Source organism: Streptomyces sp. NPDC127106 (genome assembly GCF_042677605.1).
GTDB lineage: Bacteria > Actinomycetota > Actinomycetes > Streptomycetales > Streptomycetaceae > Streptomyces.
Genome location: NZ_JBHXTC010000001.1, coordinates 487,008 through 498,719, shown reverse-complemented (window position 1 = coordinate 498,719; position 11,712 = coordinate 487,008). Strand labels below are relative to the sequence as shown.

Annotated in this window: 11 protein-coding genes; 6 read left to right on the top strand and 5 right to left on the bottom strand. The window is 75.1% G+C overall.

What is annotated here, in order from left to right:
• Positions 1-16 precede the first annotated feature (16 nt).
• Positions 17-913 (top strand): TIGR02452 family protein, encoded by an 897-nt coding sequence (locus ACFVGY_RS02115; RefSeq protein ID WP_385669510.1) that lies wholly within the window; start codon positions 17-19, stop codon positions 911-913.
• Here ACFVGY_RS02115 and ACFVGY_RS02110 read toward each other — a convergent pair.
• Both ACFVGY_RS02110 and ACFVGY_RS02105 read right to left on the bottom strand, forming a co-directional pair.
• Positions 903-1,565, bottom strand: a complete 663-nt coding sequence (locus ACFVGY_RS02110) for an O-methyltransferase (protein WP_385669507.1) — start codon at positions 1,563-1,565, stop codon at positions 903-905. The two genes, ACFVGY_RS02115 and ACFVGY_RS02110, sit on opposite strands and share 11 nt — an antisense overlap.
• A 37-nt stretch (positions 1,566-1,602) precedes the next feature.
• Entirely contained in the window at positions 1,603-3,042 is a 1,440-nt protein-coding gene (locus ACFVGY_RS02105) for an amidase (RefSeq protein ID WP_385669504.1), read from the bottom strand.
• A gap of 456 nt (positions 3,043-3,498) precedes the next feature.
• On the opposite strand from ACFVGY_RS02105, the gene ACFVGY_RS02100 reads away from it, so the two are divergent.
• The 5 genes from ACFVGY_RS02100 (at position 3,499) to ACFVGY_RS02080 (ending at position 9,695) form a co-directional block, all read left to right on the top strand.
• Entirely contained in the window at positions 3,499-4,605 is a 1,107-nt protein-coding gene (locus ACFVGY_RS02100; protein ID WP_385669501.1) for a LacI family DNA-binding transcriptional regulator, read from the top strand.
• Positions 4,606-4,846: 241 nt separating this feature from the next.
• On the top strand, positions 4,847-6,046 hold the full coding sequence (locus ACFVGY_RS02095) for a thiolase family protein (protein ID WP_385669498.1): 1,200 nt from the start codon (positions 4,847-4,849) through the stop codon (positions 6,044-6,046).
• A gap of 160 nt (positions 6,047-6,206) precedes the next feature.
• Positions 6,207-7,646, top strand: a complete 1,440-nt coding sequence (locus ACFVGY_RS02090) for an aldehyde dehydrogenase family protein (protein ID WP_385669495.1) — start codon at positions 6,207-6,209, stop codon at positions 7,644-7,646.
• A 159-nt stretch (positions 7,647-7,805) separates the two neighbouring features.
• Positions 7,806-8,195 carry a thioredoxin family protein gene (locus ACFVGY_RS02085; RefSeq protein WP_385669492.1) on the top strand — a complete coding sequence of 130 codons (390 nt, stop codon included), beginning with the start codon at positions 7,806-7,808 and terminating at the stop codon, positions 8,193-8,195.
• A 57-nt stretch (positions 8,196-8,252) separates the two neighbouring features.
• Positions 8,253-9,695 (top strand): dihydrolipoyl dehydrogenase family protein, encoded by a 1,443-nt coding sequence (locus tag ACFVGY_RS02080; RefSeq protein ID WP_385669489.1) that lies wholly within the window; start codon positions 8,253-8,255, stop codon positions 9,693-9,695.
• A 174-nt stretch (positions 9,696-9,869) separates the two neighbouring features.
• Here ACFVGY_RS02080 and ACFVGY_RS02075 read toward each other — a convergent pair whose 3' ends face one another.
• Genes ACFVGY_RS02075 through ACFVGY_RS02065 form a run of 3 tightly spaced genes read right to left on the bottom strand, consistent with a single transcriptional unit; the run spans position 9,870 to position 11,649 of the window.
• On the bottom strand, positions 9,870-10,520 hold the full coding sequence (locus tag ACFVGY_RS02075; RefSeq protein ID WP_385669487.1) for a hypothetical protein: 651 nt from the start codon (positions 10,518-10,520) through the stop codon (positions 9,870-9,872).
• Positions 10,517-10,996: a DUF6114 domain-containing protein gene (locus ACFVGY_RS02070; protein WP_385669484.1), complete on the bottom strand. Its 480-nt coding sequence runs from the start codon at positions 10,994-10,996 to the stop codon at positions 10,517-10,519. The genes ACFVGY_RS02075 and ACFVGY_RS02070 overlap by 4 nt, the downstream gene beginning before the upstream one ends.
• Positions 10,987-11,649, bottom strand: coding sequence for a DUF6230 family protein (locus tag ACFVGY_RS02065; protein ID WP_385669481.1), 663 nt, complete (start codon positions 11,647-11,649; stop codon positions 10,987-10,989). Before ACFVGY_RS02065 ends, ACFVGY_RS02070 begins: the two co-directional genes overlap by 10 nt.
• Positions 11,650-11,712 lie beyond the last annotated feature (63 nt).

Genomic DNA, 11,712 nt, shown 5'->3' with positions numbered 1-11,712 from the left:
CGCCGATGATGGCCCGATGAGCAGCAGATTGCGCGAAATCGCGCGGGAGAACGCGACGATCCTGGCGTCCGGTGGGTACCGGACGCGGTCGGGGCGGCATGTCTCCCTGGCCGCCGCCCTGGCGGAAGCCAGGGCAGGAACCAGGATATATGGGCCGAACCAGGTTGTTCCAGGCGGACAACTTCCGGCCAGGCGGTACCGCACGGCCATCGAGGTGACGGGGGAGAGCAGCACGGTCGCGGCCCGTAGGCTCGCGGTGGACGCCCCCGGCCCGGGCGGGGTGGCCGTCCTGAACTTCGCCTCGGCCAGGAATCCCGGGGGCGGCTACGTCCGCGGAGCCAAGGCCCAGGAGGAGGCCCTGTGCCGGGCGTCCGCCCTGTACGAGACGCTGCTCGAAGCCCCGGAGTACTACGAGGTCCACCGTGCGGAGCGCAGCACCTTCTACACCGACCGGGTGATTCACTCGCCCGGGGTGCCCGTCTTCCGCGACGACCGCGGCGAGCTCCTGGAAGAGCCCTTCCGGGCCGGCTTCCTGACCTCCCCGGCGCCGAACGCCGGCACGATCCGCCGACAGGAGCCGGAGCGCGCCGCCGAGATCCCGGCCGCCCTGGCCCGGCGCGCGGAACGCGTCCTGGAGACGGCGGCCCTGCACGGGTACCCGCGGCTGGTGCTGGGCGCGTGGGGGTGCGGGGTGTTCCGCAACGACCCCGCGGACGTCGCGGAAGCCTTCCGGGGGCTGCTGACGGGCCGCTTCGCCGGGGCCTTCGAACGGGTGGTCTTCGCGGTCCTGGACCGCGACCCGGCGCCGCGGGAGGCCTTCGAACAGGCCTTCGCGGGCTTCGTGTCCGGAGCCGGAGCCGGAGCCCGGGACGGGGGCGGAGCCGGAGCCGGGGACGGGGGCGTCAGTCGGTGACGAGGGCGAGGACGAGGCCGTCGTAGCCCTTGCTGCCGACGGTCTGCAGGGCGGTGGCGGTCAACCGGGGGTGCTCGGCGATGAGTTCGGCGAACCGTCGGACACCCTGCACCCGGGGGTCTGCGCTGCTGCCGTCGACGACGGCGCCCTCGCGGACGACGTTGTCGCCGATGATGACGCTGCCCGGACGGGTGAGCCGGAGGGCCCATGCCAGGTAGGCCGGGTTGGACGGCTTGTCGGCGTCGATGAAGACGAGGTCGAAGGGGGCGCTGCCGGCGAGCCCGGGCAGCAGGTCGAGGGCCGGCCCGCGCCGGATGTCGACGACGTCGTCGAGCCCGGCCCGCGCGATGTTCGCGGCGGCGACATCGGCGCACACCTCGTCCACCTCCAGCGTCACCAACTCCCCGCCGTCGGGCAGGGCCCGGGCCAGCCAGATGGTGCTGTAGCCGCCGAGCGTGCCGATCTCCAGGATGCGGCGGGCGCCGTGGATGCGGGCGAGGAGGTTCAGCAACTTCCCCTGGTTCGGGGCGACCTGATGCGCGGGCAGCCCGGCGGCGACGGAGTCGGTGACGGCGCCGGTCAGCGCCTCGTCCTCGTCGACGAGCAGCCCGTCGAAGTACGCGTCGACGGCCGTCCAGGTCTGCTGATCCACGGCTGCTCCCTCATCCATGTAAGTTCCCAATGGGAACTTACATGACGCGACGGGCCTCCGACACCCCGTCCTCCGGCCACCGTCGCTGCCACTGCTCCGCCGCCTCCAGTTGGGCTGCCAGGCTCAGGAGGAGGGGCTCCGAGGATTCCGGGCCCAGGAGCTGGGCTCCGATCGGCAGGGCCTCGGCCGTGAATCCCGCCGGAACGTTCACCCCCGGCCAGCCCAGGACGTTCCAGGTCCAGGCGTACGGGCAGGCGGCGATCATCGCACGGTCCGTGGCCATCGCACTCAGGCCGGCCAGGGCCCCGATCCGCAGCGGTGGCGCGGCCGTGGTCGGGGTCAGGACCACGTCGAACCGGCCGAAGAGCTCGCCGATCCGCCACCGCAGGTACGACTCCGCCCGCCGCGACACGCGCAGCGGCAGCCCGCCCAGGATCCGGCCCGTGCGCATCGCGCCGTGCGTGCGGGGGTCCAGCAGCCCGGTGTCCGGCACGCGGGAGGCCCAGTCCCGTACGCCCCTGGTGGCCCGGGGGACGAAGGTCAGGCCGATCTGGCCGTACCGCGGGTCTTCCGGGACCACCTCGTGGCCCAGCGACTCCAGCCGCCCGGCGAGTCGCTCCACCGCCGAACGGATCTGCGGGTCGAGGGACTTCGGGGTGGCCGTGAAGGCCATCCCGAACGACAGGGCGATCCGCAGCCGCCGCGGGGCGCGGCGGGCGGCCTCGACCGCCGGGATCGGGGCCGGGCGGTGCCGGTCGCCGGGGTGCGGGCCGCTGGCCGCGTCGAGCAGCAGGGCGGCGTCGGCGACCGTGCGGGCCAGTACGCCGTTCACGGTGAGCCCGTGGAACGACTCCGGCTCCGGCCAGGTGGAGATGCGCCCGCGCTGCGGCTTGACCCCGACCAGGTGCGTCCAGGCCGCCGGGATCCGTACCGACCCCGCCCCGTCGGAGCCGAGCGCCGCCGGGACCAGACCCGCCGCGACGGCGGCGGCCGAGCCGCCGGAGGAGCCGCCGGGCGTGTGCTCCGGGCTCCACGGGTTGCGGGTCGCCCCGAACGCGGGCCCCTCGGTGAACGGCCACTGCCCCAGCTCGGGGGTGTGGGTCTTGCCCACGATGACCGCGCCGGCCGCGCGCAGCCTGCGTACCGCCTCGCCGTCGGCGGCCTTCGGCGGGAACTCCCCGGCGCAGCCGAAGGCGGTCGGCTCCCCGGCCACGTCCATGTCGTCCTTGACGGCCAACGGCACACCGAGCAGCGGCAGCCGCTCGCCCGCGGCCAGCCGCCGGTCCGCGGCGTCCGCCTCGGTCAGCGCGGCCTCGGTGCGGACCACGCGGAAGGCGTTCAGGCGGGGCTGGGCGGCGGCGATCCGCTCCAGCGCCCGCTCGGTCAACTCCCGTGAGGTGACCACTCCGTCGGCGAGATCCTGCGCCGTGGCCGCCAGGCCGGCGGTCGGTGCCTGCGTACCCGATGAGACGGCCACGGCCCCTCAACCCCTCCCTGTTACCGATCAGTAGAACCGACGGTAACGCCAGGGCCTGGGATTCCCTAGACCCCTCCCTCCCACGAGGCCGTGAATCTCGCGAGGTCGTCGCGGCGGACGGTGTGTCCGGCGCCCGCGACCGTATGCGTCCCGCGTCCGCGCTTCCCGAGCGCGAACGGGCGTGCGGTACACCGGCGTCGTCGTCGCCGCCCGCCGGCGAAGGGCGTGATCGCGCCAGAGCCCCGCGACCGCGGGGACGGGACACCGGCACCGGTCGGAGAAGCTCCGCATCCGCTCCCGGGGGCGCTCCGAGGGGAGTTCGGACCGGTCCGGGCGGGCCCCTTCCCCACGGCGGGCCGGCGCCCGGCGGGCCGGTGCGACGGCGCCGCGCCGCGGACCCGTATCAGGCCAAACGCCCGACCCCGGTCGCAGGCGGTCTGGAAGGATGCCACGGCAATGTCACAGTCATCGAAGCCGCCGGAGCGCTCCACCCCGGTGCCGACGCCGCGGTCCGTGCCCACCAGCGCCGACGTGGCCCGCCTCGCCGGCGTATCGCGCGCGACGGTCTCGTACGTCCTGAACAACGCCGCAGCGGTCCGCATCAGCGAGCCGACCCGCCGCAAGGTCCGCCAGGCCGCCGAGGAGCTCGGGTACGTCCCGCACGCCGCCGCGCGCAGCCTGCGCGCCGGCCACACCCGGATCGTCCTGCTGCCCGCCCCCGAGGACCCGGTCGGCCCGCGCCACAGCGCCTTCCTCAACGAGCTCCAGCAGGCGCTGCGCCGGCTCGACTACACGGTGGTCCAGTACGGCAGCCTCGGCCTGAGCGGCGGCGCGGCGGCCCGTGCCTGGGCGGAGCTGCGTCCCGTCGCAGTGGTCTGCCTCGGGCGGATCGCCTTGTCGGCACACGACGTCGACACCCTCAAACGGGCCGGGGCCCGTGCGGTGATCACGATGGGTCCGGCCCGGGTCACCGGGGCGCACGCGCTGATCACGGACCAGGCCGAGGTCGGCGCGCGGGCCGCCGCCCATCTGCTGGAACGCGGCTGCCGGCGGATCGGGGTCGTGGTCCCGGCCGAGGAGGGACCGGCGCTCTTCGCCGGCGCCCGTCTCGAAGGCGCCCGCGCGGCCGCCCGTGGGGCCGCCCGCCCGGCCGTCCCCGCGCCCGGCCCGCCCGTGCGCCCCTGTGCCGGCGGGGCGGACTCCGGCCCCGGCGTCGTACCGCTCGCGATGGCCTCCACGGAGGAGTCGGCAGGGGAGCTCGCCGGCCGCTGGCGCTCCCTCGGCCTGGACGGGGTGTTCGCGTACGACGACGAGTACGCGGCGCTGCTGATGCGCGCCCTGCTGGACGCGGGGCTGCGGATCCCGGAGGACGTCGCCGTCATCGGTGCGGACGACCTGCTCCTCGGCCGGCTGCTGCGGCCCCGGCTGAGCACGGTGCGGATCGAGATGCCGACCGGGGAGCAGCTTGCCGAGCTCGTGGACCGGGCGGTGCGGGAGCCCGCCGGGACCGCCGACCGGCACGGCCGGGTGGCCGCCACGGCTGTCCACCGCGACTCCACCTGATCCTGCCGCCGCGGCCCTGCCGCCCCACCGGTGCCGCCCACCGGTGCCGCCCGCCGGTTCCGTCCGCTGGTCCGTTCATCCCCGGCACGCCGTGCCACCGGCACCCGGGCGCCGTTGACAGGCGGTGACCTGCGGACGGACACTGCGGGCGCGCCCCACCGGGCGCGCCCGGCGTCGCGCCCGGTGCCGACGGCGGCACCGTCTCGCCGCCGCCCGTACGGATCCGCCCAGGAGAGACGCCATGAGCACCCGCACCGTCCGCGACGTGTACGTCGTCGACGCCGTCCGCACCCCGATCGGCAAGTTCGGCGGCGCCCTCGCGGGGGTCCGCCCGGACGACCTCGCCGCGCACGTGGTGCGCGCGCTGGTGGACCGTACGCCCTCGCTCGACCCGGCCAGGATCGACGACGTCGTCTTCGGTGACGCCAACGGCGCCGGTGAGGACAACCGGGACGTGGCCCGCATGGCCGTCCTCCTCGCGGGCCTGCCGGTCACCGTGCCGGGCGTGACCGTGAACCGGCTGTGCGGATCGGGGCTGGAGGCGGTGATCCAGGCCGCTCGTTCCATCGCCCTGGGCGACTCGTCCGTGGCCATCGCGGGCGGCGTGGAGTCGATGACCCGCGCCCCCTGGGTGGTGCAGAAGCCCGAGCGCCCCTTCCCCTCCACGCACCAGCAGATGTGGTCGACCGCGCTCGGCTGGCGCATGACCAATCCGCGGATGCCCGACGAGTGGACCGTCTCGCTCGGCGAGGGCGCCGAGCTCATCGCGGAGAAGCACGGCATCACCCGCGAGGCGCAGGACCTGTTCGCGCTGGAGAGCCACCGCAAGGCGGCCGAGGCCTGGTCAGCCGGGCTGTACGACGACGAGGTCGTGCCGTACCCGGGGATCGACCTCGTCCGCGACGAGTGCATCCGCGAGGGCTCGACCCCCGAGGCGCTGGCCCGCCTGAAGCCGGTCTTCCGGACCGACGGCACGGGCACGGTCACCGCGGCGAACGCCTCCCCGCTCAACGACGGCGCCGCGGCGCTGCTGCTGACCGACGAGGCGGGGCTGGCGGCGACCGGCCGCGAGCCGCTGGCCCGGATCAGCGCCTCCGCGGTGACCGGGATCGAGCCGCAGCTGTTCGGGCTGGGCCCGGTCGAGGCCGTGCAGCGGGCGCTCGGCAAGGCGGGCGCCGGCCTGGCGGACCTCTCCGTCATGGAGCTGAACGAGGCCTTCGCCGCGCAGGCGCTGGGCTGCCTCGCCGCCTGGCCCGAGCTGGACCCGAAGGTCGTGAACCCGCGCGGCGGGGCCATCGCGATCGGGCACCCGCTCGGCGCCTCGGGAGCCCGGCTCGCCGGGTCGGTGGCGCACCAGCTGGCCGCGGCCGGCTCGGGCAAGGGCCTGGCGGCGCTGTGCATCGGGGTCGGGCAGGGCATCGCGCTGGTTCTGGAGCGCTGAGCGGCGACGGGGCCGCGGCGATCGTTTCCGGTCACCGCGGACCCTCAACTGCCCAATAACTGAACAGATGTGGTGCCTCCGGTCTGGCACGATGGCGCGTGCTGTTCCGCCGCCCCCGCCGCCAGCCGCTCCGCCGACCCCCTTCCGGAGGCCCCGCGCCATGCCGCTCCTCGAACCCACGTTCTGGCAGGACGGGCCGACCCTCACCGGCGGTACCGCGCCGGTCGTCGAGCCCGCCACCGGCCGCACGCTCGCCACCCTCGACCTGGCCGCACCCGCCGACGTCGCGGAGGCCGCCGTCCGCGCCCGGGCGGCGCAGCAGGACTGGGCCCTCGCCCCCCATCCCGAGCGCGCGGCGGTCCTGCGCCGGGCCGGGGACCTGTTCACCGCCCATGCCGCCGAGCTGCGCGACTGGCTGGTCCGCGAGTCCGGCTCCATACCCGGCAAGGCGGACTTCGAGCTGCATGTCGCCGCCCAGGAGTGCTACGAGGCCGCGGCCCTGGCGTCCCGGCCCGCCGGGCAGGTGCTGCCGAGCGAGGCTCCCCGGCTCTCCTTCACGCGCCGGGTCCCCGCCGGGGTGGTCGGGGTGATCGCCCCGTTCAACGCCCCGCTGATCCTGTCGGTCCGCTCCGTCGCGCCCGCGCTGGCCCTCGGCAACGCGGTCCTCCTCAAGCCCGACCACCGGACCGCCGTGTGCGGCGGCCTCGCGCTCGCCGCCGTGTTCGCCGAGGCCGGTCTGCCCGCCGGGCTGTTGCAGGTGTTGCCCGGCGGCGCCGACGCGGGCGCCGCGGTGGTCGCCGACCCGCTGGTTCGGGTGGTGTCGTTCACCGGGTCGACGGCGTCCGGCCGGGCCGTGGGCGAGCTGGGCGGCCGTCACCTCAAGCGGCTGCACCTGGAGTTGGGCGGCAACTCCGCCCTCGTCGTCCTGCGCGACGCCGACGTCGAGGCCGCCGTCGCGCAGGCCTCCTGGGGCTCCTTCTTCCACCAGGGCCAGATCTGCATGACCACGGGCCGGCACCTCGTCCACGCCTCCCTGTACGACGAGTACGTCGAACGCCTCGCCGCACGCGCCGAGTCGCTGGCGGTGGGGGACCCGTACCGCGAGCGGGTGCACCTGGGGCCGCTGATCGACCGCACCCAGCTCGACCGGGTCCACGCGCTGGTCGAGGCCAGTGCCGAGCAGGGCGCCAAGCTCGTGGCCGGCGGCACCCACGAGGGCCTGTTCTACCGGCCGACCGTGCTGGCCGGCGTCGGCGACGACACTCCCGCCTACGCGGAGGAGGTCTTCGGGCCCGTGGCGCCCGTCCGGTCGTTCGCGACGGAGGACGAGGCGGTGGCGCTGGCCTCGGCCGGCCCGTACGGGCTCTCCCTCGGCATCGTCACCCGCGACGCGGCGCGCGGGCTGGAGCTCGCCGGGCGGATCCCAACCGGGATCGCGCACGTCAACGACCAGACGGTGAACGACGAGGCCGTGGCCCCCTTCGGCGGGGTCGCCGCCTCCGGCACCGGGGTCCGGTTCGGCGGGGAGGCGAACCTGGACGCGTTCACCGAGCTGCGCTGGACCACGCTGCGGTCCGGCCCCGCCCCGCACCCGTTCTAGCCCGTCCGCCCCACGGCACGTCCGCCCCACGGCACGTCCGCCCCACGGCCCGTCGGCCCCGCTGCACGGCGCCCGCTGCCCGGCGCGCCCGGTCGGCGGTCCGGTCCCCGTGGCCGGAATGCGCGGGGCGGGCCGTTCGTTCAAGGACCGTACGAAGCAATGAGGAGGTCTGGAAACGTGGCTACCGTCGAGCTCACCAAAGAGAACTTCGACCAAACGGTCAGCGAGAACCCGTTCGTGCTGATCGACTTCTGGGCGGGCTGGTGCCGGCCCTGTCTGCAGTTCGCCCCGGTCTACGAGAAGGCCTCCGAGGCCCACCCCGACCTGGTGTTCGCCAAGGTGGACACCGAGGCCCAGCCGGAGCTGGCCGCGGCCTTCCAGATCACCTCCATCCCGACCCTGATGATCGTCCGGGACCGGGTGGCCGTCTTCGCACAGCCCGGCGCGCTGCCCGAGCCGGCCCTGGCGGACCTCATCGGCCAGGCCCGCTCCCTCGACATGGACGACGTCCGCGCGAAGATCGCCGCCTCGCAGCAGGACCGCGGCTAATGTGACGGGGACCGGCGGGGGCTGGCCCCGGCCACCGACACCCCCTGGAAGGCGCGCATGTCGGAAGCGGTGGAGTACGACGTCGTGGTCCTCGGCGGCGGACCGGCCGGCGAGAACGTCGTCGACCGGACCTGCTCCCTCGGGCTGAGCACCGCCCTGGTGGAGGCCGAGCTCATCGGCGGCGAGTGCTCGTACTGGGCCTGCGTCCCCAGCAAGGCGCTGCTGCGTCCCGCGCTGGCCAGGGCGGACGCCCGCCGGGTGCCCGGGCTGGCGGGCGCCGTCACCGGTGCCCTCGACGCGCAGGCGGTCTTCGCGCACCGCGACTACTGGACCGGGAACTGGAAGGACGACGGCCAGGTCGACTGGCTCGACTCGCTCGGAGCCCACACCTACCGGGGCCACGGCCGCCTCGCCGGGCCGCGGACGGTCGCCGTCGAGGGCGCCGAGGGCGAGCACCACGTCCTGACCGCCCGGCACGCGGTGGTCGTCGCCACCGGCAGCCGAGCCGTGATCCCGCCGCTGCCGGGAATCGCCGGGGCGCGCCCGTGGACCAGCCGCGAGGCCACCTCCGCCCGGGAGGTGCCGGGCCGGCTGCTGATCGTCGGTGGCTCGGTGGTGGCCGCCGAGATGGCCACGGCCTGGCAGGCGCTCGGCTCCCGGGTCACCGTGCTCGTGCGCGGCTCCGGGCTGCTGCCGCGGATGGAGCCCTTCGCAGGGGAGCTGGTCGCCGACGCGCTGCGCGAGGCCGGCGCGGAGATCCGTACGGACGTATCGGCCGAGGCGGTCGTCCGGGACGGGCCCGCCGGGCCGGTCCGGGTGGTTTTGGAGGGCGGCGAGATCGTGGAGGGCGACGAGCTGCTGATGGCGACCGGCCGCGCGCCGCGCACCGACGACCTGGGGCTGGAGACCGTCGGGCTGGTGCCGGGCGAGTGGATCGACGTCGATGAGAGCTGCCGGGTGCCGGGGCACGACTGGCTGTACGCGATCGGCGACGTCAACCACCGGGCCCTCCTCACCCATCAGGGCAAGTACCAGGGCCGGATGGTGGGCGCCGCCATCGCCGCCCGTGCGGCCGGCGCCGGCGCTGGCGCCCCCGAGCCCGACACCGGCCCCTGGGGCGCGCACGCGGTGACCGCCGACCGGCGGGCCCTGCCGCAGGCGGTGTTCACCGACCCCGAGGCGGCGGCGGTGGGCCTCACCCTGGCCGAGGCCGAACGGGCCGGCCACCGGGTCCGGGCCGTCGACTACGACCTCGGCAAGGTATCGGGCGCCGGCCTGTACGCCGACGGCTACCGCGGGCGGGCCCGGATGGTGGTCGACCTGGACCGGGAGGTGCTGCTCGGCGCCACCTTCGTCGGACCGGGCGCGGCGGAGCTGCTGCACGCGGCGACGGTCGCGGTCGCGGGAGAGGTTCCGGTCGGTCGGCTGTGGCATGCGGTTCCGGCGTTCCCGACGATCAGCGAGGTGTGGCTGAGGCTGCTGGAGGCCTATCGGGGATAGCCCCCCGCCCGGCTGCCCCATCTGCCTGCCTCGGAGCGCGCTCGCGCGCTCCTGCCCGTACGCGCGGCAGGCCCGCCCGCCCGGAACGGTCCGGGGCGGGCGGGCCCGGCCGGTACGCGGGCCGGCGGGGGTGCCCGGGCTCAGGGGCCCGGAGTGGCCGGGGGCCCGGAAGGCTCAGGGGCCGACGGTGATCTGCTGCGCCGGGTCGGTCGTATCGGTGATCTTGTAGACGGCGTTGAACGCGGACGTGGTCGCGCTCGTCGGGCAGCCGAACCCGCCCGTGACCGTCACCGGCACCGTGGCACCCGTGAAGGTCAGGCTCGGCGGGGCCCCGTTGACCCAGGTCCCGGAGACGTTCGCCGGGCCGGAGGGGGCGGCGGTGACCGTGCAGTTGGCCAGGCCGCTGGTCTGCAGGACGAGCCCGCCGGCCGGGACCGTCATCGTCGCGGTGACGGGGGAGCCGTGCTGCATCGAGACCGACCAGGAACCGCTGGTCGTGACCGTCGGGGTCACGCCCGGCAGGCTGGCGGTGCACGAACTGTACGTCGGCGGGGTGATCGGGGAGGAGACCGGCCCGGCAGGGTTGTGGTTGCCGGGGGCGTCCGGGACGGTCCCGGTGGCGACGGAGACCGTGCAGGTCACCGTGACGGCGCCGGCCTTGAGGGTGGCCTTCCCGCTGAGGGTGGCCTTGAAGGAGTGGCCGGCCGGGGTGACGGTCGTCGACCCGGCGGCCGGCCGGGGCACGGCGGTGGCGGTGGCCGAGGCCACCGACAGCACTCCGGCGGCTGCCATCCCGAGGGCGAGCGCGGTGCGCTTTCGGCTCATGGCTGTGCTCCTTGGGGATTGTGGTGCGGGGTGGGGGTGCGGGCGGGATCGGGAGCGGAATCGGGAGCGGGAGGGGACGGAGCAGGGGCCTGCGGGGGTGTGGGGGAGCCCTCCGCGGGCGCGGGGCGCGGGGCGGCGTACGGCTGCCAGGCGAACATCAGGCCGCCGCCGAGGATCCCGAGCAGGGTGCCGATCAGGAAACCGCCGAGGTTGGACAGCACCAGCGCGGCGGTTGCGATGAGCGTGGTCAGGACCCCGGCGAGGCCGCGCTGGGCGGGGGCGAACCAGGCGGTGAGGCCGAGCACGATCATGACGATCCCCATGAGGACCGACGGGATGCCCGCCACGCCCTGCTGGAGCATGACCTTCAGCGGTGCCAGCGGCAGGACGCATATCTCGGCCCCGGCGAGGACGGCGAAGAGCCCGCCCCAGAACGGCCTGGTACGCCGCCACCGCCGCCAGCGGCTCAGAAGCATTCCTTCTTGCCCTTGCTGATGTTCATGCTCAGCCCGGAGAGTTTGAAGGTGCCCGCGTTGGTCGCCCACGCGGTCTGCTGGAGATCGGTGATGCTGACGGTGTCCGCCTGTTGGGCGAACAGGTCCTGCATGCCCACGGCCTCGGCCGGACCCTTGTCGAGGGTGGAGGCGTCGCGGCCGATCTCGATGTTGGTGAAGACGGCGTTGCCGGAGAGCTGGGTGGCGTCGACGAACAGGTTGCTCGCCTCGACCGGGGCCTTCTTGCCCGCGGTGAGGTTGAGGGAGATGTCACCGACCAGGGGGAGCGAGGTCACCACCGACTGGCAGAGGTTGTGCAGCCGGGCCTCTTTGATGGCGGTGACCGCCACCGGGATGAGCTCCTGGCGGGCGTTGACGTCGACGCTTCCGTACTGGGCGAAGCCCTCGCCGTCCAGGCTCGACGCAGCGACCTTGAACTGCTGCCCCGAGACGGCGAAGGAGGCGGCGAGCGCACCCTGCGCGAGGGCGATGCCGAGGCCGGCGGTCACGGCGACGGCGGGGAGGGTCAGGACGGCGAAGCGACGCCAGCGGATCCGGCCGGCCCCCTCGGCCGGGGCCGACGCCCCTCTGCCGGGCGGGCCGGATACATCCGATAAGTGCGGGGAATCGGTCATGGGATCGTCCCTTATTTCGGCTGTGCACCGTTGTTACCGACGAGTTGAATGTAAGAGTGCCAA